Here is a 24,174-nt window from a genome sequence, read left to right on the forward strand (position 1 = left end):
CTAGGCGATTGCCGGGCCCGGCACAATGTCCGCGTCAGCGCAGCCACAGCCCCTTGTTCTTGATGACCTTGCGGATGGCCTGCTCGCGCTGGGGCAGGTTGTCCCGGTCGAACATGGCGCGGATCTTGGCGCCCTTGCCCTGATACACCAGCCGTTTCAGCGGATCGTAGTTCTTGAGCACCTTCTTGACCTTATTGGGCGCGGCAACAGTTTCCAGCACCTCGACCACCCGGTCGCTTTCGCGTGCGTAAAGCAGCGGGAACAGGCGATAGTGGCAGCTGACCGAGCCATCCAGCAGGCCCGCGGGCAGAACTTCGCGCCCGCCGCCAAGCGCGTGGATGACCAGCGGCAGCGCCGCTTGGTCCAGCCACGGGTCCAGGTTCTGGCCGGTCAGGGCGGGGATCTCGTCATCCCGGATGGTGCGCGCATAGTCCAGAAACCGCGTGCCGAATTGCCGGGGGCATTTGTAGAAGAAATAGCCCGCATTGAAATACAGATACCGCCGCCAGTATTCCGCCGGTTGGGAAGGGTCGATCGAGCTTTGGAAATCCAGCCCGAACCGGTCATAGAGCGCCCGCCAGATGCCGTCGAACCCGGGCCCGTACAGGGTTGGCTTGGGCCAGGTGCCCTCGACCTTCTGCGATGCGCCGGGCCGGTCGAAATCGAACGGCACCGCGGCCAAGTCGCCGGTGATCAGCGTGTCGGTGTCGAAGAACACGAACGGCTCACCCTCGGGCAGGGCGGCCAGCGCCTCGATCTTGTTGCCGTAGGGATAGCTTTCGCCGAACAACTCGGACGAAAAGGGTAGGATCTCGGAATCGAGCTGTTTCAGCGCCTTCAGAACGTCCTCGTTGCGGATGCTCGGGTCCTGGTTCCAGCGCGGGCCGGGTTGCGGAACGCCCACGAACAGGCGGCCCGAGAATCCGGGCGCGGAATGGCGCAGCGAGGCGGCAAACAGGACGGCTTCGTATTGCAGGCGGTTGTTCTGCCCGATGATCAGGATGTTGAATTTCTGCCGGTCTGCCTGCATCTGCGCCTTCCGTTCGAGGCGCTTGCCCGCCCCTTGCCGTTGGTTTCGACCTACAGCATCGCTGAACCTGCGTCAAAACCGTTAACGCCGCGTGTTTGAAATCCGGCCCGGCACGCCCATGTTGATGGAGAAGACCAGACAGGAGCGCGACATGCGGATCAATGCGGATTTCACCCAACGGGTGGCGGTTCACTTCGACCAGACCGAGTGGGTGGCCTCGCCCGCCGCAGGGGTCGAGCGCAAGATGCTGGACCGGATCGGCGACGAGGTGGCGCGCGCCACCACCATCGTGCGCTTTGCCCCCGGCAGCGCCTTTGCCGCCCACACCCATGACGGGGGCGAGGAATACCTGGTGCTGGACGGCGTGTTTCAGGACGAGACCGGAGGTTTCCCGGTGGGGAGCTATGTCCGCAACCCGCCGACCTCGTCGCATACGCCATCGGCCAGCCAGGGCGCGACGATCCTTGTCAAACTGCACCAATTCGACCCGAACGACCGAACCACCGTGCGCCGCTCGATCAACGGTGCGGACCACGTGCCGCTGTTCAAGGACGACCATGAAACGGTCGAAGTGCGCAGTTGGCCGCCCGGCCAGGTCGTGCCGATTGACGTACCTGGAGGCGCCGAGGTCTTCGTGATCGACGGCGGCTTCACCGAACAAGGCGAGGAATTCGCGCGATGGGACTGGCTGCGGCTGCCGCCCGGAACGCGCACTGAATTGCGGGCAGGGCCAGATGGCGCCCGCGTCTGGATAAAGTCAGGCCACCTGTCCGGCATGGTCTGAGGCCGGTTTCGCCTGAAAAAAGGGCAAATGCCACCAAAAAACCGGGTCTTTCGGCCCGGTTTTCGCTTTTTTGACCATTTGGCAAATTTTACCAATTGATAAAATTTTTGTTTGTGGCAAGCTGGTCTCAATAACAAACATATCTACAGGGAGTAGAGTGATGGCACAGGGCCAGATGGCACCCGGCATCGTCGCCGGGCGGCTTTCCAGCGATGAGCTGACCTCGAATTTCACCGATCTGCATCCGCCTCTGGCGCCGCACGAGGCCGCTGTGGCCGCCGATCGGTGTTATTTCTGCTATGACGCGCCGTGCGTGACGGCCTGTCCGACCGATATCGATATTCCGCTGTTTATCCGGCAGATTCAGGCCGGGCAACCGGAATCGGCGGCGAAAACGATCCTCGATCAGAACATCCTGGGCGGTATGTGCGCCCGTGTGTGTCCGACCGAAACGCTGTGCGAGGAAGCCTGCGTGCGCGAAACGGCCGAGGGCAAGCCGGTCGAGATCGGGCGCTTGCAGCGGTATGCGACCGACACGCTGATGCAGGCCGGTGTGCATCCGTTCACGCGCGCGGCCCCCACCGGCAAGACCGTCGCCGTGATTGGGGCAGGGCCGGCAGGGCTGGCCTGTGCGCATCGGCTGGCGATGTTGGGCCATGACGTGGTTATCCATGAGGCGAAACCCAAACCCGGCGGGCTGAACGAATACGGGATCGCCGCCTACAAGGCGACCAATGACTTTGCCCAGGCCGAGGTGGACTGGCTGCTAAAGATCGGCGGCATCGCGATCGAAACCGGATCGGTCCTGGGCGACACGATCTCGTTGGACGGATTGTTGGAGGCCTACGACGCGGTCTTCCTGTCAATCGGCCTTGCAGGCGTCAACGCCTTGCGCGCGCAAGGGTCGGACAAGGACGGCGTCAGGAATGCTGTCGACTTCATCGCAGATGTTCGGCAAGCATCCGATTTGGCAAAACTGCCGGTAGGCCGAAACGTGGTGATTATCGGCGGTGGAATGACGGCCGTGGATGCCGCGGTGAAATCCAAGCTGCTGGGGGCCGAACATGTGACCATCGCCTATCGCCGCGGTCGAGACGCAATGGGCGCCAGCCGCTACGAACAGGATCTGGCGGCATCCCACGGTGTCCGAATTCTGTGCAACGTTCAGCCGGTGGCAATTCACGGAAACGGAGCGGCGGCCGAGATCGAATTGGAGTATACTGCCACCGTAGATGGCACGTTGACCGGCACGGGCGAAACCATTCGACTGCCTGCGGATCAGGTTCTGAAGGCGATCGGTCAGACCTTGGATGGTGCTCCGGAAGGGTTGGAACTCGACGGCAACAAGATCGCCGTTGACGCAACCGGGCGCACCTCGGTTCCCGGGGTCTGGGCCGGCGGAGACTGTGCCGCGGGCGGCGAGGATCTGACCGTGACCGCCGTGGCCGAGGGCCGCGATGCCGCGATGGACATTCACGCCAGCCTGAGTGCCTGAGCAGGGCGTCGGCGCGTGAATATGTGTGACAAGACGAAGATGCATCTTCGCATCAGGGAGGCCGGATAAATGGCTGATTTGAAAACGAACTTTCTGGGTATCGAAAGCCCCAACCCCTATTGGCTGGCCTCGGCGCCGCCGACCGACAAGGAATACAACGTCCGGCGTGCCTTCGAGGCCGGATGGGGTGGCGTCGTGTGGAAAACGCTGGGGTCCGAAGGGCCGCCGGTGGTCAACGTGAATGGCCCCCGGTACGGGGCGATCTACGGGGCCGACCGGCGTCTGCTGGGCCTCAACAACATCGAACTGATCACCGACCGGCCGCTCGAGGTGAACCTCGAGGAGATGGCCCGCGTCAAGGCGGATTACCCGGACCGCGCCCTGATCGCCTCGATCATGGTGCCATGCGAGGAGGAGGCCTGGAAAGCCATCCTGCCGCGCGTCGCTGAAACCGGCGCCGACGGGATCGAGCTGAACTTCGGCTGCCCGCACGGGATGAGCGAGCGCGGCATGGGCTCGGCCGTGGGGCAGGTGCCCGAATACATCGAAATGGTCACCCGCTGGTGCAAGAAATACTATGACCGCCCGGTGATCGTGAAGCTGACGCCCAACATCACCGACATTCGCAAGCCGGCGGCTGCGGCCAAGAATGGCGGGGCCGATGCGGTGTCGCTGATCAACACGATCAACTCGATCACCAGCGTCAATCTGGACACGTTCAGCCCAGAGCCCTCGATCGACGGCAAGGGCAGCCACGGCGGCTATTGCGGCCCGGCGGTCAAGCCCATCGCCCTGTCGATGGTCTCCGAGATCGCCCGCGCCGAGGCGACCCAAGGCCTGCCGATCTCGGGCATCGGCGGGGTGACCACATGGCGCGACGCGGCCGAGTTCATGGCGCTGGGCTGCGGTACGGTGCAGGTATGCACCGCGGCGATGACCTATGGGTTCAAGATCATCGACGAACTGACGGCGGGCCTGTCGCAGTGGATGGACGAGAAGGGCTACTCCGACGTCTCCGAAATCGTCGGGCGCGCCGTCCCGAACGTGACCGACTGGCAGTATCTGAACCTGAATTACGTCGCCAAGGCCAAGATCGATCAGGATCAGTGCATCAAGTGCGGCCGCTGCTATGCGGCCTGCGAGGACACCAGCCACCAAGCCATCTCCATGTCGTCCGACCGCGTGTTCGAGGTGATCGACGAAGAATGCGTGGCCTGCAACCTGTGCGTGGATGTCTGTCCGGTCGAGGGCTGTATTTCGATGGTGCCGATGGCGGCGGGTGAGGTCGATCCGCGCACCGGCAAGGTGGTGCAGCCGGACTATGCCAACTGGACGACCCACCCGAACAACCCGATGGCCAAGGCCGCCGAGTGACCGGCGTCAGATCACGCAAAAGGGGCCGCGCTGCGGCCCTTTTTTCATGGGGTCAGCAGTTTTCGGTACAGGGTGTCGATGAAGGGCGCGGCCCCTTCGAACGGGTCTTCGTCGCCAAGGATCGCGCGCACCTGAACATCGAAATCCGCATAGTGCTGGGTCAGCGCCCAGATCGAAAAGATCAGGTGATGCGGGTGCAGGCGTGCGATTTTGCCCTGGTCCATCCAGTGCGTCAGAACGGCCGCCTTCTGATCGACCAGCGCCTTCAGATCGTTCGACAGGGCGTCATGGATACGGGGCGCGCCCTGCACCAGTTCATTCGCGAACAAGCGGCTTTCGCGCGGCAACTCGCGGCTCATCTGCAGCTTGCGCTTGATGTACGAGAGGATCTCCTCCATCGGCTCGCCGTTTTCGTCAAGGTCGTGCAACGGCGCCAGCCAGGTGTCCAGCAGGCCGGACAGAAGCGCGGTATGGATCGCCTCTTTGGACGGGAAATAATATAGAAGGTTCGGCTTGCTCAGCCCGGCCTCGGCCGCGATCTGATCGACGGTCGCCCCGCGAAAGCCGTGGGCCGAAAACACGTTCAGCGCGGCCTCGAGAATCGCGGCGCGGTTCTTTTTCTGAATTCGAGTCGGGGCGCGGTCTTTGGGCATGTATGCAGGGCGTCTCTTTTTCGAACAAGCAGGTGTTGAATATGCCGATTTTTGCATCGGTGCGATGCAATTTCTTGACTGATGTCGAACCCGTGATAGCGTGAGTTTGACCAGATGGTCAAATCAAGACACCAAAAGCGAGCCAAATCGCAAGCAACAGGGAAGACGAACATGGCAGCTCCGGCGCAGAATCTCAGGATCAATGGCGACAGGTTGTGGGACAGCCTGATGGAGATGGCCAAGATTGGCCCGGGCGTTGCCGGCGGCAACAACCGCCAGACCCTGACCGACGAAGATGCCGAGGGCCGCGCGCTGTTCCAGAAATGGTGCGAAGAGGCCGGCTGCATCATGGGTCTTGACCAGATGGGCAACATGTTCGCCATGCGCCCCGGCACCGACCCCGATGCGCTGCCGGTCTATGTCGGCTCGCACCTCGATACGCAGCCGACGGGCGGCAAGTATGACGGGGTGCTGGGGGTTCTGGGCGGGCTTGAGATCATCCGCACCCTGAACGATCTGGGCATCAAGACCAAACACCCGATCGTGGCCACCAACTGGACCAACGAAGAGGGCACGCGCTTTGCCCCGGCCATGCTGGCCTCGGGCGTGTTCGCGGGGATGCACACGCAGGACTGGGCTTATGACCGCGAGGACGCCGAGGGGAAGAAGTTCGGCGACGAATTGCAGCGCATCGGCTGGCGCGGCGACGAAGAAGTCGGGGCCCGCAAGATGCATGCCTTCTTTGAACTGCATATCGAACAAGGCCCGATCCTCGAGGCCGAGGGCAAGGATATCGGCGTCGTCACCCATGGGCAGGGCCTGAGCTGGACCCAGGTGACCGTGACCGGCAAGGACGCGCATACCGGATCAACCCCGATGCCGATGCGCAAGAATGCCGGGCTGGCGATGGCGCGCATTCTTGAAAAGGTGGACGAGATCGCCTGGTCGCACGCGCCCCATGCCGTGGGGGCTGCCGGGCATATCGACGTCTATCCGAACTCGCGCAACGTGATCCCGGGCAAGGTGGTGTTCACGGTCGATTTCCGCTCGCCCGAGTTGGACGTCATCAAGGACATGGAGAACCGGCTGCGCGTCGCAGCCGAGGACATCGTGGATGAGATGGGCCTGCAGGTCGCGTTCGAGAAGGTCGGCGGGTTCGACCCGGTGAAATTCGACGAGACCTGCGTCGCCGCCGTGCGCAATGCGGCCGAGCGGCTGGGCTATTCGCATACCAACATCATTTCGGGCGCGGGGCACGATGCCTGCTGGATCAACCGCGTGGCGCCGACCGCGATGGTGATGTGCCCCTGCGTGGATGGCCTGAGCCACAACGAGGCCGAGGAAATCAGCAAGGAATGGGCAACCGCCGGGGCGGATGTCCTGTTCCACGCGGTCGTCGAAACCGCCGAGATCGTGGAGTAGCCGGGGCCGCGCGCCCCCAATCCGCTGGAAAACCAATAGAGGCGCAACAGACGCGCCCGCAGGGAGTTGAACATGAGCACAGTCATCAAGAACGGAACCGTCGTTACCGCGGATCTGACCTACAAGGCCGACGTCAAGATCGAAGGTGGCGTGATCACCGAAATCGGGCCGGATCTGAAGGGGGATGAGCAACTGGATGCGACCGGCTGTTATGTCATGCCCGGCGGGATCGACCCGCACACGCATCTGGAAATGCCATTCATGGGAACCTATTCCAGCGATGATTTCGAAAGCGGCACCCGCGCGGCGCTGGCCGGCGGCACGACCATGGTGGTGGACTTCGCGCTGCCGAACCCGGGCGAAAGCCTGCTGGATGCGCTCAAACGCTGGGACAACAAATCGACCCGCGCCAATTGCGACTATTCCTTCCACATGGCCGTGACGTGGTGGGGCGAACAGGTGTTCGACGATCTGAAAACCGTGATCGAACAGCGGGGCATCAACACGTTCAAGCATTTCATGGCCTACAAAGGCGCACTGATGGTCAATGACGACGAGCTGTTTGCCTCGTTCAAGCGGCTGGCCGAGCTGGGCGGGATCGCGATGGTCCATGCCGAAAACGGCGACGTGGTGGCCGAGTTGCAGGCCAAGCTGCTGGCCGAAGGCAATACCGGCCCCGAGGCCCATGCCTATTCGCGCCCGCCGCAGGTCGAGGGCGAGGCCACCAACCGCGCCATCATGATCGCCGACATGGCCGGTGTGCCGCTCTATGTGGTGCACACCTCGTGCGAAGAGGCGCATGAGGCCATCCGCCGGGCTCGGATGCAGGGCAAGCGCGTCTGGGGCGAGCCTCTGATCCAGCACCTGACGCTGGACGACAGCGAATATGCGCATCCCGATTGGGATCACGCCGCGCGCCGGGTGATGAGCCCGCCGTTCCGCAACAAGCAGCACCAGGACAGCCTGTGGGCGGGGCTGCAGTCAGGCTCGCTGAGCGTGGTGGCCACCGATCACTGCGCCTTCACGACCGAGCAGAAACGGTTCGGCGTGGGCGATTTCACCAAGATACCCAACGGCACGGGCGGCCTTGAGGATCGGATGCCGATGCTGTGGACCCATGGCGTGGCGACCGGGCGGCTGACGCCGAACGAATTCGTGGCCGTGACTTCAACAAATATCGCCAAGATATTGAATTGCTATCCGAAAAAGGGCGCCGTTCTGGTGGGCGCAGATGCCGATCTGGTGGTGTGGGACCCGGACAAGACCAAGACCATAAGTGCGGCGACGCAGCAGTCGGCGATCGACTACAACGTGTTCGAGGGGCACGCGGTCAAGGGCCTGCCGCGCTTTACCCTGACCCGTGGACAGGTGGCGGTGCATGATGGCGAGATCCGAACGCAGGAAGGCCATGGCAAATTCGTCGCGCGCGAGGCCAACACCACCGTGAACAAGGCGCTGAGCACCTGGAAAGAGCTGACCGCCCCGCGCCCGGTTGAGAGGTCGGGCATCCCGGCGACGGGGGTATGATGCACAAAGGTTACCGAACGGGCAAAAAAGCCAAAACTTCAAGGCAGTAGGATGACATCGGAAAGCAATACCCAGCCCGTGATCGAGGCAAAGAACCTCGACCTGACCTTCCAGACCAATGACGGACCCGTGCACGCCCTCAAGGACGTGAACCTGGCGGTCGACAAGGGCGAATTCGTCAGTTTCATTGGCCCTTCGGGCTGTGGCAAGACGACCTTTCTGCGCTGTGTCGCTGCGCTGGAAACGCCGACGAGCGGCACGCTGACCGTCAACGGCATGCCCCCGGACGAGGCCCGCCGGAACCGGGCCTACGGCTATGTGTTTCAGGCGGCGGGCCTGTACCCATGGAGGACCATCGCCAAGAACATCAAACTGCCGCTCGAGATCATGGGATACTCGGCGCAGGAGCAGGAAGAACGGGTGAATAACGTTCTGGAACTTGTTGATCTTGCAGGTTTTGGTGGAAAATTCCCCTGGCAGCTTTCGGGTGGGATGCAGCAACGGGCCAGCATCGCCCGGGCACTGGCCTTCGACGCCGATATTCTGTTGATGGATGAGCCTTTCGGCGCACTGGACGAGATCGTGCGCGATCACCTCAACGAACAGCTTCTGGCGCTGTGGGCGCGCACCGGCAAGACGATTGGGTTTGTCACCCACTCGATCCCCGAGGCGGTGTATCTGAGCACCAAGATCGTGGTGATGAGCCCGCGCCCCGGGCGGATTACCGATGTGATCGACAGCCCGCTGCCTAGGGAACGGCCGCTGGACATCCGCGACACGCCCGAATTCATCGACGTCGCGCATCGGGTGCGCGAAGGGCTGCGCGCCGGGCATGGGGACGATGTGTGATGGGCAGGGATGACATCAGACGCGCGACCGAGGCGGATGTGCCGGCCTGCGCGGCGGTGGTTTCGACCTGGGTCTGCCAGACCGAGTGGATGACGGATGAACTGCCCCAACAGGAGTTGGAGGCGCTGATCGCGCAGGCCTTCCCGGACCGCGAGATGTGGGTCGTGGGCGACCCCGTCGATTGCTACATGTCGGTCGATCCTGCGGCGCAGAAGGTCGGCGCGCTGTATTGCCTGCGGACCGGGCAGGGCATCGGCAAGCGCCTGCTGGACCGGGCAAAACAGGGGCGCAGCTTTCTGTGGCTGACGGCCCATCAACCGAATGCCGCCGCGCAACGGTTCTATCGCCGCGAGGGCTTTGTCGAGACCGGGACCGAGGCCGCAACGCCGCCCGAGACCGTCCCCGTCGTGCGGATGGAGTGGCACGCATGAAGCAGCTTGTTGCCGTTCTGACCGTTCTGCTGGCCATCATCGTCATCTGGTACGCGGCCTGCATTCCGATGAACATCAAGGGCGTTCTAACTGAACAGGAACGGGCCGGGGCCGAAGTGGTTCCGCCCTCGGCCAAAGACCGCCGCGACATGGGGGAAATCGGTCTGGCGCTGCGCAACAGCTTTGCCGTTCCGGCGACCTGGGCGCAGGATCGGCCGCGTCTGCCCGCACCGCATCAGGTGGGCATCGAACTGTGGGAGACCACGGTTCAGAAGAAGATCACCTCGAAACGGTCATTGGTCTATCACGGCTGGGTGACGCTCAGCGCGACGATCTTGGGCTTTGCCATCGGCACGGGGCTGGGCATCCTGCTGGCGGTGGGGATCGTGCACAGTCGGGTGATGGACCTGTCGGTCATGCCCTGGGCCATCGTCAGCCAGACCATCCCCATCATCGCATTGGCGCCGATGATCATCGTGGTGCTGTATTCGATCGGCATTCAGGGGATCATCCCCAAGGCGGTGATCTCGGCCTATCTGAGCTTTTTCCCGGTGGTCGTCGGCATGGTCAAGGGCCTGCGCAGCCCCGATGCGATGCAGTTGGACCTGCTGCGCACCTACAATGCAAGCAACGGGCAGGCGTTCTGGAAACTGCGCCTGCCGGCCTCGATGCCCTATCTGTTCGCCTCTCTCAAGATCGGGATCGCCGCGTCGCTGGTGGGGGCCATCGTCGGCGAACTGCCGACCGGCGCCGTGGCGGGGCTGGGCGCGCGTCTGCTGGCCGGCAGCTACTATGGCCAAACGGTGCAGATCTGGTCGGCGCTGTTTGCCGCGGCCATTCTGGCGGCCTGTCTTGTGGGCCTGTTGGGCCTGATCGAGCGCGCGGTGTTGAAACGCATGGGGATGACGCAATGATGATGGTCGGTCTTGCAATCCTTTTGTGGTTGGCCGGTTGGTGGCTGAACACCCGCCTGGCCAGCGGACCTTATGCCGACACGCGGACGGTGCGCATTCTTGCTCCGCTGATCTTCGGCCTGACCGTCATCGGGGTTTGGGAAATGCTGGTGCGCGGGCTCGATGTGCCTCTGGTGATCCTGCCGGCGCCTTCGGTGATCTGGGACCGGTTCTGGGACAGCTTGCCGATCCTGTGGGCCGATTTCGTGCAGACCATCATCAAGGGCGCGCTCAGCGGCTATATCATCGGATGCGGCGCCGCCTTCCTGATGGCAATCGCCGTGGACCGGTGGGATTTCCTGCGCCTGGGCCTGCTGCCGGTGGGCAATTTCGTGGCCGCGCTGCCGATCGTGGGTACCGCGCCGATCCTTGTAATGTGGTTCGGGTTCGACTGGCATTCGAAGGCTGCTGTGGTCGTGGTGATGGTCTTTTTCCCGATGCTGGTGAACACGGTGGCCGGCCTGCGCGAGGCCACCGCAATGCAGCGCGACCTGATGGAGACCTATGCCGCAACCTATTGGCAGAGCTTTCTGAAGCTGCGGCTGCCCGCGGCCATGCCGTTTATTTTCAACGGGTTGAAAATTTCCACCACGCTGGCCCTGATCGGCGCTATCGTGGCAGAGTTCTTCGGCTCGCCCACCTTGGGCATGGGGTTCCGGATCTCGACCAGTGTCGGGCAATTGTCGCTGGACATGGTCTGGGCGGAAATCGTGGTCGCGGCACTGGCCGGGACCGCCTTCTACGGTCTGGTCGCCATGATCGAGAAATTGGTGACCTTCTGGCACCCGTCACAACGCAGTTAAGCGGAACAACAATTCAACAGACCCCGATAACGGGGCAGCACTAGCAACTAGGAGAAGATGAAGATGAACAAGCTACTGACCGGGGCCATAGCCGCCCTAGGATTCGCCGCAAGTTCGGCCTTTGCCGCAGACGAGGTGACGCTGCAATTGAAATGGGTCACCCAGGCCCAGTTCGCGGGCTACTACGTCGCAAAGGACAAGGGGTTTTACGAAGAAGAGGGGCTGGATGTCACCATCCTGCCCGGCGGCCCCGACATCGCGCCCACGCAGGTGATCGCGGGCGGTGGCGCTGATGTCACCGTGGAATGGATGCCCGCCGCGCTGGCCGCACGCGAAAAGGGCCTGCCGCTGGTCAACATTGCGCAGCCCTTCAAGAGCTCGGGCATGATGCTGACCTGCTGGAAGGACGCGGGCATTTCCTCGCCCGAGGACCTCAAGAACCGCACGCTGGGCGTCTGGTTCTTCGGCAATGAATTCCCGTTCATGAGCTGGATGAGCCAGCTGGGCATCGACACCGGCGGCAAGAGCGAGAACGGCGTCGAGGTTCTGAAGCAGGGCTTCAACGTCGACCCGCTGCTGCAGCGTCAGGCCGATTGCATCAGCACCATGACCTACAATGAATACTGGCAGGTGATCGACGCCGGCGTCAGCCCCGACGAACTGGTGACCTTCAAGTATGAAGACCAGGGCGTTGCCACGCTGGAAGATGGCCTGTACGTGCTTGAAGAAAACCTCAGCGATCCGGCCTTCGTCGACAAGATGGAACGCTTTGTGCGCGCTTCGATGAAAGGCTGGAAATACGCCGAGGAGAACCCGGACGAAGCCGCCGAATTCGTGTTGGAGAACGATGCGACCGGTGCTCAGACCGAGGAACACCAGAAGCGCATGATGGGCGAAATCGCCAAGCTGACCGCCGGTTCGAATGGCGCGTTGGATCCGGCTGATTTCGAGCGCACGGTGAACACGCTGCTGGCCGGCGGCTCGGACCCGGTGATCACTAAAAAGCCCGAAGGCGCGTGGACCAGCCAGATCACGGATGCAGCCCTGAACTGATTGGCTGTACCATGGCAACAATTCAGCGCGGCCCCCTGTGGGCCGCGTTTGTTTTTGCGGATGTCGGAATTTAACTGTCTTCAGAGGCAGTTTCCTCTATTATTCCTGTAAGATTTTGCGATCCCTACGAAAATTGGTGGATTTGGGAATAAAATGCAGGATTTTGCATCACAATTCAGCCAAGCAGGCCACCTGATCCTGACCGGGGATCCGGACCTTTGGGCGATCGTGATGCTGTCGCTGCAAGTTTCGGTGCTGGCTGTGTTGATTTCAGCCGTGATCGGGATGCCGGTTGGCGCGGCCTTGGCGGTGGCCCGCTTTCCCGGACGGCGCGCGTTGATCATTCTGATGAACGCTCTGATGGGCTTTCCTCCGGTTGTCGTCGGCCTGCTCGTCTACCTGATGCTGTCCCGTTCGGGCCCGCTGGGCGTGCTGGAGCTTTTGTACACCCCAACCGCCATGATCATCGCCCAAACAGTGCTGGTGACCCCGATCGTCGCGGCGTTGACGCGGCAGGTGATCGAGATGCTGGCCGAGGAATATTCGGAACAGTTGCGTTCGTTGGGAGTGTCGCGGTTGGCCTCGGTGCCGGTGCTTTTGTGGGACGCGCGTCTGGCGTTGGTGACTGCCTTGCTGGCCGGGTTCGGACGAGCCATCGCCGAAGTCGGCGCGGTGATTATCGTCGGCGGCAACATCAACCACGTGACACGGGTCATGACGACGACGATTGCGTTGGAAACCTCGAAGGGCAACTTGGCCTTGGCGCTGGCCTTGGGGACGATCCTGATCGGAATCGCGGTGGCCGTGAATGCTGCAGTCAGCGCCCTGACGCTTCGGACCGAGCAGGAAGGGTTGCGCCATGCGTGATCTGATGCCGGACATGCCCAATTGTCTGCAGGCCGATGGGCTACGAGTGGAACGCAATGGCAAGCTGTTGCTGGATGTCCCGCAGCTGATGATGGATGGTCCGGGCCCGACTTTGATCCTTGGGCCGAACGGTGCTGGCAAAAGCCTGCTGCTGCGTTGCCTGCATGGTTTGATCAAGGCCGATGCGGGGCAGGTTCTGCAGGATGGCGGAATTCTGAATGCGGCCCACAAGGCCCGGCAGGCGATGGTGTTCCAGCAACCGGTTCTGCTGCGCCGATCGGTGTCTGCCAATCTGGACTTTGTTTTGAAACGGCTGGGGCTCGGCAGGGCTGCTCGGAAAAACCGGATCCAGGAGCTTCTGGCCGAAGGAGGGCTTGAGACCAAGGCCCGGCAGTCGGCGCGCTCGCTGTCGGGTGGCGAGGCACAGCGTCTGGCCATCCTTCGCGCGCTTGCGCTTGGCCCCGAGACCCTGTTCCTGGACGAACCCACCAGCGCCCTCGATCCCGCGGCGACCCAAATGATCGAGGCGATGATCCTGCGCGCCTCGGCCCGGGGGGTGCGGATCGTGATGGTCACCCACGACGTCGGGCAAGCCCGTCGGCTGGCGGCGGATATCGTGATGATGCAGGGCGGGCGCGTGGTCGAGCATGGCACCGCCAAACAGGTGCTGGAAGCGCCACAATGTCAGGCATCGCGCCAGTATCTGGCGGGCTGGCTGGTCACATAACAACAACCGGAGGCAATCCATGTTTCGCGCAGCAATCAAAAGCGCAATGATCCTGTTCGGGCTGTTGGCCGGTCCGGCAGCGGCCGAAGAACCATTCATTGTCGTGCAGTCCACGACATCGACGCAGAATTCCGGCCTTCTGGACTTTATCCTCCCGGGGTTCGAGGCGGAAAGCGGGATCGATGTCCGTGTTGTGGCCGTGGGGACAGGGCAGGCGATCCGAAACGCGATCAACGGCGACGGTGACGTTCTGCTGGTGCATGCCAAGCCAGCGGAAGAGCAATTCGTGGCCGACGGCTGGGGTGTCGAGCGGCGGGACGTGATGTACAACGATTTTGTCTTGGTGGGGCCGAAATCGGACCCGGCCAAGATCAAAGGCGGCGACGACGCAGTGGCCGCGTTGGCAGCGATCGCGCAGGCCAAAGCTCCGTTCGCGTCGCGCGCGGATGACAGCGGGACCCACAAGGCGGAGAAGGCTCTTTGGAGCCTGTCCGGAACGGACCCGACCTTGTCTTCGGGCGAGTGGTACCGCGAGACCGGGTCGGGCATGGGTGCGACGCTCAACCTGGCTGCGGGCATGGATGCCTATGCTCTGACCGATAGGGCCACATGGCTGTCGTTCGGCAACAAGGGAAACCTTGAGGTTCTGGTCGAAGGCGATCCTCGGTTGTTCAATCAATACGGAGTGATCCTCGTGAACCCCGAAAAGCATCCGCGGGTCCGGGCGGCCGCGGGAAGAAGGTTCATCGACTGGCTCACTGGCCCCGACGGTCAGGAAGCGATCGCGGCGTACAAATTGAACGGTGAGCAGCTCTTTTTTCCGAACGCGCAGCAATAGGGCCGGTCAGTCACTTGCGCCGTTGTGATGGATCTGTCCCAAGCCGGACAGATCGTATCCGCCCAATTCATCTGCGCGACGCCTGAATTTGTCCGTTCCCAAAAAAGTCAGCAGTTTCTGCATCGGCGGATCGAAACAGGACCGCCGCCAGATGGCGAGGTCGAGACGTTCGGAATGGGTTGGAATGAAGCCCAACCCGTAGAGGCGCGCCAAGGCTCCGATGCCGAATCCTGCCTCGGCCTTCCGGTCATGCAGAGCGATTGCCAGTTCCTCTTCGGTGCGGGCGCAAGTCGGCAGGGCGTCAAGATCGGCGCGGCTCAGACCGCAGCTTCGCAACTGGGCATCGAACAAGTGCTGACTGGCGGCACTGTCCTGGCGCAGCACGACACGGCGGCCTTTCAGATCACCAAAATCGGAAATTCCCTGAACCCCGGGGGCCAGCAACAGGCCGCGCTGGCGGCTTGCGACCTCGTACAGTACCACGGGCGCCTCTCCCAGCGCATCGCGGACGGAATTGACGTTGAACCCGCCCGGTTCATGGATGTGCAGTACCGCGGCTTGTGCGTCACGTCGCGCAAGGCGGTTCAGCCCGTCGAATGAGCCGTCGTAATAGGTGGCCAACCCCGAGCCGCTTTCGCGGAGCGCCCAATCCAAAAGGGGGTCATGGCTGCCAGCCACGATGTCGGGCAGGGGCGGTTTGACCGTGTGCGGCCCGGTACGCGACGCATTGAGCCAGGCCAGTACTTCAGCCCGGGGAAAGAGAAGTTTGCCCATCGCTTTCACGCAGGGCACTTCGCCCGAAGACGCCAGATCATAAGCCTTGCGTTCGCCAATGCGCAGCAGGTCCGCCAACTCTCGTGTGGTCAGGAATTCGGACATTCAGTCTAGTCGCACCGAGGAGCCGGTCTGTGCCTCGGCCGCTGAGTGTCCGAGTTGCTTCAAAACCATCGGTGCGGCGGCAGTAATGACGACCATTGCGGCGGCAGCTGCAAGAAAGGCTTTCATCTTATCCTCCGGCTTAGTCTGCGGGCGCTGTCGCGCTGCGCAGAAATTCAATCAGGTCGGTGCGGTCCTGCGCCTGCGCGATCCGCTGCATCGGCATCTTCGATCCCGGAATGTAGTGGTCCGGTCCCTGATCGAAAAGAGCGTTTATCGTCTGTTCGTTCCAAATGATATCAGACCCTTGCAGCGTTTCCGAGTAGACGTAGCCGGGCAGTGTCCCGGCCTGACGCCCGAATACGCCATGCAGGGTCGGTCCGGCCCGGCGCTGATCGTCCGGCGTCAGGCTGTGGCAGATCGAGCATTTCCGGGCGAACTGCCGTTCTCCGTTTTGCATTTCTTCGGGGTCCTTCAGGAAACTCGGCTCTTGGCTGGCCATCCGTTCCTGTGACCCCAGCGCGGCCACCGGCCAGCTGTACATGGCCTGATCCAGCCCGCCCGCGTGCAGGTTTTCACCATCGGGCGAAAAGGCCAGTGCCCAGACCGGGCCGCGCAGCGTTGCCCGGAAGTCCTGCGCGATCCGCCAGTCCTGCGTGTCGATGACCATGATGTAGCCCTCACCATCGCCCACCGCCAGCAGCGACCGATCCGGGCTGAGGGCGAGCGCAAGGATCGGGCGGCGGTCCAGCGTGAAATCACGCTCGGCCCCGGTGGTAAGGTCAAGAATGCGGGTCACGCCATCGACCGCGCCATAGGCGATCCAACCGTCTTGCGCGTTCAGGACCAATTCGTTGATGCCGAAACCATGCTCGACCAGCCGCGCGGTCTCGGTTCCTGTCGTGACGTCCCAGACCCGCAGGCTGCCGTCGACCCCAGCGGAATACAGCGACTGCCCGTCCGGCGCGAAGGCCACCGCGTTGACGCCGCTGCCTGTAGGGCCCAGCACCTTGGCCGCTCCGCCCTCGGTGGGCCACAGGCCGATGGTCCCATCCCAACTGGCAGTCGCCACAAGGGTCTTTGAGGCAGCAAGCCCGACGACCTTGCCCTTGTGCTGACCAACGACCTGTCCACCGGGCCAACGGCGCAGGGTAAAGTCGTCGCCGGCCGAATAGATCGCGGTGCCGTTGAAAACCACCGCGTTCACGGCAGCCTCGTGACCTTCCAGCCAGTCCGGCTGCTGCCCGGACCACAGGCCCACGGAATTGTCGAAACTGGCGGTGGCAATGCGTCCGTCCGGGGCTGCGGCGATGTCCATGATCGGTCCGCCATGGCCCTTGAGCGTGTAGAAATCCGCCGCCAGCGGCAGCGGCAGCAGGGCCAGCGCCAAAGCCAGCCCGCGCATCTATTCGGCAGGCGAGGCCGCGCCGTCGCTGGCCTCCTGCGCCTTTACCTCTTCCAGCCACAGCGAATGGTGCTCGCGCGCCCATTGCTCTTCGACCTCGCCGGTACCCATGGCGTCAAACGCGCCCTCCATGCCGACCGAGCCGAGGTAGATATGCGCCAGAATGATGGCGATGAAGGCATAGGCGACCATAACGTGCCAGATCTGGGCATATTGCATCTCTTCCTGCGGAGACATCTGCGTGGGCAGGTCCAACCCTATCAGTTGGGGCAACCCGGTCGAGTTGGCGATCGAAAACGTCTTGGCGAACATCGGAAGCTCGAACGGGAACAGCAGCGACAGACCCGACAGGCTGATCGAGACGCCAAGCAGGATGCACAGCCAGAAAATGATCTTTTGACCAGCGTTGAATTTCTTGGCCGGGGGGTGGCTGCCTTTGGTGAACAATCCGCCGCCCGCCGCCAACCATTTCAGGTCGGTCCGGTTGGGGATGTTGTGGGCGATCCAGTTCACGGTGATGATGACCAATCCCAGCATGAAGGCCCAGGCCAGATTGTTGTGCAACCACTTGCAGCCTTGCGCGATGGTGGCGAACCCTTCCTTGCCGAACAGTGGGATCAGGAAATCCCGGCCATAGAGCGTCAGCAGACCGGTCAATCCAAGTATCAGGAACGAGCCGGCAAACAGCCAGTGCCCGAACCTTTCAAATCCTGAAAACCGGGTGACCGTGCGGCCTGTTTTCTCACCATCGATGCGGATGCGGCCGCGGATCAGGAAAAACAGAAGCAGAACGACCAGCATCCCGCCCAGAATGTAGGTTCCGTATTCACGCAGCGGACCGGTGCGGAAAGTCCACCACCACATGCCGCCATCCTGGATCAACACGCCGGCAGCAGGCCCCTTGGTCGAAACGGTGACATCGGCTGAGCCATAGCGGATGGCGCGATACACATCACTGTCCGAAGCCACACCGCGTGTACCCAACTGACCCAGCAACCCTTCGGCATTGCCTTGCCCGGTATTCTGTGCGCGATAGCTGTTGTCGACCTTCTCGCCGCGTTGCCGGGCCAGAATATCCTCGAGCGTCGTGGCGCCACCGGTCTGCGCGCGCGGGGCATCGGTTGGTTCGTCTGTGCCGGTCGTGTCCTGTGCAAGCGCGCCGTGCGCGATCCCAAGTGTCAACGTCAAAGCCAGAAAAATGCGCAGCATCGGAACCTCGGTATCAATCCAAAATCGGGTGACCCACCTGCGCGGGTCACCCGTGTTGTCAGGCTGAGGTCTCAGCCGTCCTTCTGGTCGTAGGCCGTGCCCCAACCCCAGGCGCCCGAGCCGAACCCGCGCGCCACGACGCGTTCGCGGTAGATGGCCGAGACCACGTCGCCGTCACCGGCAAGCAGGGCCTTGGTCGAACACATCTCGGCGCAGATGGGCAGTTTGCCCTCGGCGATCCGGTTGCGGCCGTATTTGGCGAACTCTGCGGTCGAGTGCGTTTCCTCGGGGCCGCCGGCGCAGAAGGTACATTTGTCCATCTTGCCGCGCGATCCGAAGTTGCCGGCCTGCGGGTATTGCGGCGCGCCGAACGGGCACGCATAGAAGCAATAGCCGCAGCCGATGCACAGGTCCTTGGAGTGCAGGACGACGCCTTCTTCGTTCTGATAGAAGCAGTCGACCGGGCACACCGCCATGCAAGGCGCATCCGAACAATGCATGCAGGCAACCGAGATCGAACGTTCACCCGGTTTGCCGTCATTGATCGTCACCACCCGGCGGCGGTTGATGCCCCACGGAACCTCGTGTTCGTTCTTGCACGCAGTCACGCAGGCGTTGCACTCGATGCAGCGTTCAGCGTCGCAGAGAAACTTTGCTCTAGCCATTGTCGTCCTCCTTACGCTGCCCAGATCTTGCAGAGAGTCGCTTTGGTCTCCTGCATCTGGGTCACTGAATCATAGCCATAGGTCTGGGCGGTGTTGGTGCTTTCACCCAGCACGTACGGGTCGGCGCCTTTCGGGTATTTCTCCCTCAGGTCCGCGCCCTGGAAATGGCCGCCAAAGTGGAAGGGCATGAAGGCCACGCCGGCACCGACCCTTTCGGTCAGCATCGCCATCACCTTGACCTTGCCACCCTCGGGACCTTCGACCCAGACCTGCGATCCGTCGCGAATGCCAAGGTTGTTGGCGTCACGCGGATTGATCTCGACGAACATGTCCTGCTGCAGCTCGGCCAGCCACGGGTTCGACCGTGTCTCGTCGCCGCCACCTTCATATTCGACCAGACGACCTGACGTTAGGATTATCGGGTAATCCTTTGAAAAGTCGTTCTTCTGGATCGAAGCATACAAGGTCGGAAGGCGATAGGCCTGGCGGTCCTCGTAGGTGGGATAGTCAGCCACCAGATCGCGCCGCGGCGTGTACAGCGGCTCGCGGTGCAGCGGGATCGGATCCGGGAAGGTCCAGACCACGGTGCGGGCCTTGGCGTTGCCGAAGGGCGCACAGCCATGCTTGATGGCCACCCGCTGGATGCCGCCCGACAGGTCGGTCTTCCAGTTGGTCTTGGGCCCGGCCACTGCGTCGATGGCCGCGCGTTCCTCGGCCGTCAGGTCGCCATCCCAGCCCAAATCCATCAGCATCTGCATCGTGAACTCGGGGTATCCGTCCTGGATTTCCGAGCCGACGCTGTAGACCCCTTCGGCCAGCAGGTTCTGACCGTCACGCTCGACGCCGAAACGTGCGCGGAAGGTCAGGCCGCCCTCGGCCACCGGTTTGGACATGTCATAGAGGTTTGGCGTCCCCGGATGCCCCATCTCGGCGGTGCCCCAGCACGGCCACGGCAGACCGTAATATTCGCCGTCATTCGGACCGCCCACCGCCTGCAGCGTGGTTCTGTCGAACGTGTGCTGGTTGGCCATATGGCTTTTGATCCGCTCTGGCGACTGACCGGTATAGCCGATCGTCCACAGCCCCGCGTTGAACTCGCGCGTGATGCTTTCGACATTCGGGGTTTCGGGGTCCTCCATCTCGATATTGCGGAAGAGCCGGTCGGCCCAGCCGAACTTGTTGGCGAACTTGGCCATGATGACCTCGTCCGGCAGGCTTTCGAACAGCGGATCGACCACCTTGTCGCGCCACTGAAGCGAGCGGTTCGAGGCCGTGACCGAGCCACGGGTTTCGAACTGCGTACAGGCCGGCAGCAGATAGACGCCATCGGTCCGGTCATGCAGCACGGCGGAAACGGTGGGATACGGGTCGATCACGACCAGCATGTCCAGCTTTTCCATCGCCGTCTTCATTTCGACCATCCGGGTCTGCGAGTTGGGCGCGTGACCCCACAGTACCATGGCGCGGACGTTGTTGGGCTGATCCATGTTCTCGGGATCTTCCAGAACACCGTCGATCCAGCGCGAAACCGGGATGCCCCGTTCGTTCTGCAGCGACTTGTCCTTGCCGTCCTTGTCCTTGACCATTGCGAACTGGCCAGCCAGCCACTCCGGTTCCTCGCCCCAGACGCGGGCCCAATGACCCCATGCGCCTGCGGACAGGCCGTAATAGCCGGGCAGGGTGTGGGACAGAACGCCCAGATCGGTTGCGCCTTGCACGTTGTCATGGCCGCGGAAGATGTTCGTACCGCCGCCAGAGGTGCCCATGTTGCCCAACGCCAACTGCAGCACGCAATAGGCGCGCGTGTTGTTGTTGCCGTTGGTGTGCTGGGTGCCGCCCATGCACCAGATCACGGTGCCGGGACGGTTGTTGGCCAGCGTCCGCGCCACGCGCTTGAGCTGCGATCCCGGCACGCCGGTGACGCGCTCGGTCTCTTCGGGGGTCCAGTTGGCGACCTCTTCGCGGATCTGGTCCATGCCCCAGACACGGGTGCGGATGAACTCTTTGTCTTCCCAGCTGTTGTCGAAGATGTGCCACAGGATGCCCCAGATCAGCGCCACGTCGGTGCCGGGGCGGAAGCGGACATATTCGTCGGCATGGGCCGCGGTGCGCGTAAAGCGCGGATCGCAGACGATCAGCGGGGCGTTGTTCTGCTCTTTCGCGCGCAGGACGTGCAGCAGCGAGACCGGGTGCGCCTCGGCCGGGTTGCCGCCGATGATGAAGATCGCCTTGGAATTGTGGATGTCGTTGTAGCTGTTGGTCATGGCGCCGTAGCCCCATGTATTCGCAACACCCGCAACGGTGGTCGAGTGGCAGATCCGCGCCTGGTGATCCACGTTGTTGGTGCCCCAGTAGGCCGCGAACTTGCGGAACAAGTAGGCCTGTTCGTTGTTGTGCTTGGCCGAACCCAGCCAATAGACGCTGTCAGGCCCGCTTTCCTCGCGGATGCTCATCATGCCGTCGCCGATCTCGTTGATCGCCTCTTCCCAGCTGATGCGCTTCCACTCGCCACCCTCTTTCTTCATCGGGTATTTCAGGCGGCGCTCGCCATGGGCGTGTTCACGGACAGCGGCCCCCTTTGCACAGTGAGCGCCCAGGTTGAATGGGCTGTCCCAACCGGGTTCCTGCCCGATCCAGACGCCGTTCTGCACCTCGGCAACCACGGTACAGCCGACCGAGCAATGCGTGCAGACGGATTTGATGTTCTCGACAGCCGTGTTGGCTGCGGTCTGGGCGCTGGCGGGCGACACGGTTCCACCCGTGGCGCTGATCGCGGCCAGGCCGCCGATCGTCAGGCCCGAGCCACGCAGGAACGCGCGGCGATCGACGCTCTTTTCGCCGATTTGGGACAGGATACTTGTCCGCTGGGGGCGTCTCGCAACCCCGTTGGTCTTTTTCCTAAGCATTTCCTTCCTCCCTTGCTGGCCATGTTGACCATGGCTGGCTTGGTGTTTCGAAATCGACGTCAGGGCCAATCGCAACCGTCAGCCGAGTGTGACCACGTCCGGACCTGCGCCGGGCGTCGCCGGGGCGGCCTAGAAGCGCGCGCTGTCGAAATAGGCGCGGGTATGCGCCGTGTCCTGAATGCGGGTCTCGTCCGAGGGTTGCTCGGCCGCTTCGGCCTCCGTTCCCAGGCTGGCCGCTGCAACGGCTGCCGGGGCCGCGGTGCCCGCCAGTTTCAGGAAGTCGCGGCGGCTGGCGCCGGTCTCCTTGGTCTTGCTCATGGGATCCTCCTTTCCCATTTGCGGTTCAGCGCCCGCCGGGGCGCCAGCGAATGACGGCCGCCTAGTGCGTCGTCATGCGGAAGGCCTCGCGTTCGATCTCCATGAAGACCCGGCCGGCGGTGCCGACCGAGGCATAGAGAACCGAATGCTCGGCTGCTTCCAGGTCCGAGAAAAAGTGCTCGGCCCAGGGGCCGATATGCTTGTTCCAGAACGTCTTTTGATCTTCCAACGCGGCCGGGCCGCCGAAACGGCCGACGATCATGCCGCCCATCATCTCCATCAGCGAGGCGATGTTGTCTTCGGGTTCGAACACGTTTGCCGCCCGGGTGATGCCCCGCGCCGCCATGTCGTTGCGTAGCTGCGCCAGCGGTTTCTCGTTCAGGAACCCGGTCAGGTAGAAGCTGGCATAGGGCAGCAGTTCTCCGCGCCCCAGCCCAATGAACAGCGCGTTGAACTCGCGCTCGGCCGCTTCGGGCTTGGTCACCTTGGCCACGCGGGCCATGGCCTGAATGGCCTGACCCAGATCAGTCTCGTCCCCCGACAGCGCAGCGATCTGGCTCAACAGGGTCTGGTCGGGTGGTGTGGCCAGCAGCAGGCCCAGAAAGTTGTAGAAATCCGCGCGCAGACGGTCCTCGGCGGAAATCTCGAACGTCTGCGGGTCGCGAATGTTCATCGGGTCATCCTTCGAATTCGAATTTCATGCGCCGCGGGGCCGGGGGGCGTTCGTCCTCATCCGGTTGGATGGAGTCTGCCACTTCGACATGGGGCGCGGGCTCGGCTTCAGGCTCAGGCGTTTCGGTTGCCGGCTCGGCTTCGGCCTTGACCGGTTGTTCCTCGGCCTCCGTCTGCTCGGCCAGCGCCTCGATATGGCGCAACATGCCTTTGCCCACCTGATAAGCCGTCTGCAGGTTTTCGACCACGCAGGCGGCGTCGGTGTAGTCCTCGCCGTAATCGACCAGCCCGTCCACATTCGCCAGCACCGGGTTCAACCGCCACAAGCGCCGCAAGGCGCGACGGCGCAGACGGTCCGGCACGGTCTTGGCCATGAAGCCCGAAACATCGTCGCCCGCCTGCAGAAGGTCAGGGTCGGGCAGGTCAAGATTGGCCAAAATCTCGGCGTCGGTCTTTTCTTCCAGTTCGGCCTGCCGCGCGGCGATCTCCTGCGCGGTCAGGGCCTCTTGTTCGGAATACGCTTCGGCCTGCACGGCGGCCTTGCGGCGAGACCAGAAATCCTGACGAGCGCTCATTGCACGGCCCTCCGCGGGGCGCGGTAGACATCCGAGGCCTGCCGGATGCGCGCATCGCCCTTGCCGTTTTCCACAAGATCCACCCGTTTCTTGTCGCGGCGGCGTTTGACGAACACCTCATCGTGGTGATGGGCCAGAGTGAAATCGCGCACCCAGGCAATCAGGCCTTCGGTCATCGGGATCTTTTCCACGATCTCTTCACCGGTATCGGCATAGTCCTGCCCTTCATAAGGTGAGGCGGTGATCAGAAACGCGTTCAGCGGGCGATCACCTTCGGCATCGTCACGCAGGACAAGGTAAAGGGAGGGCTGGCTGTCCGAGAGATTGGCCATATAGGCCTCGGTCTCATCGGACCAGAGTTTCAAGGGCAGGGTGGCGGCGTGGTATTCGACCGCATCGCTCTCGCGGCGCAGTTCGACCCAATCAGCGGGCGGGGCGCCGGGCAGCACCGCTACCGCGCGCCAATTCCACCGGGCCCAGCGTGTGACCCCCGGTGTCTTGCGCACGACGACGCCAACCGGCATTTCGATCTGTTTTGCGGCCTCGGCCACTTTGATCCTCCCCGGAAAAGCTCTCCCCTGCTTTCCCTTAGGTTCACTATGGTACACAAATGGGCCACGTGCCAAGTCCGCAGCGGCCTGAAATGGTCGTGATTTGGAAAAAAGTCGTCGCAAATGGGTCGCGGCGACGATCAACTGGCTTTGGCGTGCGATGCAGAGTTTCTGACCAGAACCGGCCGCCA

At 62.8% G+C, this 24,174-nt stretch carries 25 protein-coding genes; 13 read left to right on the top strand and 12 right to left on the bottom strand.

The window, feature by feature from the left end:
* Positions 1 to 34: 34 nt before the first annotated feature.
* Positions 35 to 1,030, bottom strand: coding sequence for a hypothetical protein (locus tag ACR0NY_RS01010; RefSeq protein ID WP_170368315.1), 996 nt, complete (start codon positions 1,028 to 1,030; stop codon positions 35 to 37).
* 151 nt (positions 1,031 to 1,181) lie between these two features.
* Here ACR0NY_RS01010 and ACR0NY_RS01015 point away from each other — a divergent pair, with 151 nt between their 5' ends.
* The 3 genes from ACR0NY_RS01015 to preA all read left to right on the top strand — a co-directional run bounded on the left by ACR0NY_RS01015 (position 1,182) and on the right by preA (position 4,683).
* On the top strand, positions 1,182 to 1,814 hold the full coding sequence (locus ACR0NY_RS01015) for a cupin domain-containing protein (RefSeq protein ID WP_170368316.1): 633 nt from the start codon (positions 1,182 to 1,184) through the stop codon (positions 1,812 to 1,814).
* A 160-nt stretch (positions 1,815 to 1,974) separates the two neighbouring features.
* Positions 1,975 to 3,309, top strand: a complete 1,335-nt coding sequence (locus ACR0NY_RS01020; protein ID WP_170357545.1) for an NAD(P)-dependent oxidoreductase — start codon at positions 1,975 to 1,977, stop codon at positions 3,307 to 3,309.
* 69 nt (positions 3,310 to 3,378) lie between these two features.
* Complete coding sequence (preA, locus tag ACR0NY_RS01025; RefSeq protein ID WP_170368317.1) at positions 3,379 to 4,683, top strand: NAD-dependent dihydropyrimidine dehydrogenase subunit PreA; 1,305 nt, start codon at positions 3,379 to 3,381, stop codon at positions 4,681 to 4,683.
* 44 nt (positions 4,684 to 4,727) lie between these two features.
* Here the strand turns inward: preA and ACR0NY_RS01030 are convergent, their stop codons facing one another.
* Complete coding sequence (locus ACR0NY_RS01030; protein ID WP_093961802.1) at positions 4,728 to 5,336, bottom strand: TetR family transcriptional regulator C-terminal domain-containing protein; 609 nt, start codon at positions 5,334 to 5,336, stop codon at positions 4,728 to 4,730.
* A gap of 171 nt (positions 5,337 to 5,507) precedes the next feature.
* Here ACR0NY_RS01030 and ACR0NY_RS01035 point away from each other — a divergent pair, with 171 nt between their 5' ends.
* The 10 genes from ACR0NY_RS01035 to ACR0NY_RS01080 all read left to right on the top strand — a co-directional run bounded on the left by ACR0NY_RS01035 (position 5,508) and on the right by ACR0NY_RS01080 (position 14,806).
* The gene (locus tag ACR0NY_RS01035; RefSeq protein ID WP_170339071.1) at positions 5,508 to 6,758 is read left to right on the top strand and encodes a Zn-dependent hydrolase; all 1,251 of its coding nucleotides are present in this window, start codon (positions 5,508 to 5,510) and stop codon (positions 6,756 to 6,758) included.
* 72 nt (positions 6,759 to 6,830) lie between these two features.
* Positions 6,831 to 8,285: a dihydropyrimidinase gene (gene hydA, locus ACR0NY_RS01040; protein ID WP_170339070.1), complete on the top strand. Its 1,455-nt coding sequence runs from the start codon at positions 6,831 to 6,833 to the stop codon at positions 8,283 to 8,285.
* Positions 8,286 to 8,336: 51 nt separating this feature from the next.
* Positions 8,337 to 9,134, top strand: a complete 798-nt coding sequence (locus ACR0NY_RS01045) for an ABC transporter ATP-binding protein (protein WP_170339068.1) — start codon at positions 8,337 to 8,339, stop codon at positions 9,132 to 9,134.
* Entirely contained in the window at positions 9,134 to 9,565 is a 432-nt protein-coding gene (locus ACR0NY_RS01050) for a GNAT family N-acetyltransferase (RefSeq protein ID WP_170339067.1), read from the top strand. The genes ACR0NY_RS01045 and ACR0NY_RS01050 overlap by 1 nt, the downstream gene beginning before the upstream one ends.
* The gene (locus ACR0NY_RS01055) at positions 9,562 to 10,479 is read left to right on the top strand and encodes an ABC transporter permease (RefSeq protein ID WP_170339065.1); all 918 of its coding nucleotides are present in this window, start codon (positions 9,562 to 9,564) and stop codon (positions 10,477 to 10,479) included. The genes ACR0NY_RS01050 and ACR0NY_RS01055 overlap by 4 nt, the downstream gene beginning before the upstream one ends.
* Positions 10,476 to 11,321, top strand: a complete 846-nt coding sequence (locus ACR0NY_RS01060; protein ID WP_170339063.1) for an ABC transporter permease — start codon at positions 10,476 to 10,478, stop codon at positions 11,319 to 11,321. Before ACR0NY_RS01055 ends, ACR0NY_RS01060 begins: the two co-directional genes overlap by 4 nt.
* A gap of 63 nt (positions 11,322 to 11,384) precedes the next feature.
* Positions 11,385 to 12,374, top strand: a complete 990-nt coding sequence (locus ACR0NY_RS01065) for an ABC transporter substrate-binding protein (RefSeq protein ID WP_170368318.1) — start codon at positions 11,385 to 11,387, stop codon at positions 12,372 to 12,374.
* Positions 12,375 to 12,527: 153 nt separating this feature from the next.
* On the top strand, positions 12,528 to 13,241 hold the full coding sequence (locus tag ACR0NY_RS01070) for an ABC transporter permease (RefSeq protein WP_093961810.1): 714 nt from the start codon (positions 12,528 to 12,530) through the stop codon (positions 13,239 to 13,241).
* The gene (locus ACR0NY_RS01075; RefSeq protein WP_170368319.1) at positions 13,234 to 13,968 is read left to right on the top strand and encodes an ATP-binding cassette domain-containing protein; all 735 of its coding nucleotides are present in this window, start codon (positions 13,234 to 13,236) and stop codon (positions 13,966 to 13,968) included. The genes ACR0NY_RS01070 and ACR0NY_RS01075 overlap by 8 nt, the downstream gene beginning before the upstream one ends.
* 19 nt (positions 13,969 to 13,987) lie before the next feature.
* The gene (locus ACR0NY_RS01080) at positions 13,988 to 14,806 is read left to right on the top strand and encodes an ABC transporter substrate-binding protein (RefSeq protein ID WP_170368320.1); all 819 of its coding nucleotides are present in this window, start codon (positions 13,988 to 13,990) and stop codon (positions 14,804 to 14,806) included.
* Positions 14,807 to 14,812: 6 nt separating this feature from the next.
* Here ACR0NY_RS01080 and ACR0NY_RS01085 read toward each other — a convergent pair whose 3' ends face one another.
* The 10 genes from ACR0NY_RS01085 to ACR0NY_RS01130 all read right to left on the bottom strand — a co-directional run bounded on the left by ACR0NY_RS01085 (position 14,813) and on the right by ACR0NY_RS01130 (position 23,983).
* Positions 14,813 to 15,685: a helix-turn-helix transcriptional regulator gene (locus tag ACR0NY_RS01085; protein ID WP_170339057.1), complete on the bottom strand. Its 873-nt coding sequence runs from the start codon at positions 15,683 to 15,685 to the stop codon at positions 14,813 to 14,815.
* Positions 15,686 to 15,811: a hypothetical protein gene (locus ACR0NY_RS01090; protein ID WP_302476838.1), complete on the bottom strand. Its 126-nt coding sequence runs from the start codon at positions 15,809 to 15,811 to the stop codon at positions 15,686 to 15,688. It lies immediately after the preceding gene.
* A 13-nt stretch (positions 15,812 to 15,824) separates the two neighbouring features.
* The gene (locus ACR0NY_RS01095; RefSeq protein ID WP_170339055.1) at positions 15,825 to 17,087 is read right to left on the bottom strand and encodes a c-type cytochrome; all 1,263 of its coding nucleotides are present in this window, start codon (positions 17,085 to 17,087) and stop codon (positions 15,825 to 15,827) included.
* Complete coding sequence (locus ACR0NY_RS01100) at positions 17,088 to 18,296, bottom strand: formate dehydrogenase subunit gamma (RefSeq protein WP_170368321.1); 1,209 nt, start codon at positions 18,294 to 18,296, stop codon at positions 17,088 to 17,090. It abuts the gene before it with no gap.
* Between the two features lie 71 nt (positions 18,297 to 18,367).
* Positions 18,368 to 18,961, bottom strand: a complete 594-nt coding sequence (gene fdh3B, locus ACR0NY_RS01105) for a formate dehydrogenase FDH3 subunit beta (protein WP_005983764.1) — start codon at positions 18,959 to 18,961, stop codon at positions 18,368 to 18,370.
* 11 nt (positions 18,962 to 18,972) lie between these two features.
* Complete coding sequence (locus ACR0NY_RS01110) at positions 18,973 to 21,867, bottom strand: formate dehydrogenase subunit alpha (protein WP_170339050.1); 2,895 nt, start codon at positions 21,865 to 21,867, stop codon at positions 18,973 to 18,975.
* Between the two features lie 129 nt (positions 21,868 to 21,996).
* Positions 21,997 to 22,185: a twin-arginine translocation signal domain-containing protein gene (locus tag ACR0NY_RS01115; RefSeq protein WP_005983760.1), complete on the bottom strand. Its 189-nt coding sequence runs from the start codon at positions 22,183 to 22,185 to the stop codon at positions 21,997 to 21,999.
* A gap of 61 nt (positions 22,186 to 22,246) precedes the next feature.
* Positions 22,247 to 22,858, bottom strand: coding sequence for a TorD/DmsD family molecular chaperone (locus ACR0NY_RS01120; protein ID WP_170339048.1), 612 nt, complete (start codon positions 22,856 to 22,858; stop codon positions 22,247 to 22,249).
* Between the two features lie 4 nt (positions 22,859 to 22,862).
* Positions 22,863 to 23,432: a DUF3306 domain-containing protein gene (locus ACR0NY_RS01125; protein WP_170368322.1), complete on the bottom strand. Its 570-nt coding sequence runs from the start codon at positions 23,430 to 23,432 to the stop codon at positions 22,863 to 22,865.
* Positions 23,429 to 23,983, bottom strand: a complete 555-nt coding sequence (locus ACR0NY_RS01130) for a DUF3305 domain-containing protein (protein WP_170368323.1) — start codon at positions 23,981 to 23,983, stop codon at positions 23,429 to 23,431. The genes ACR0NY_RS01125 and ACR0NY_RS01130 overlap by 4 nt, the downstream gene beginning before the upstream one ends.
* Positions 23,984 to 24,174: the final 191 nt, after the last annotated feature.

It is taken from the genome of Ruegeria sp. BJ5, assembly GCF_056537865.1.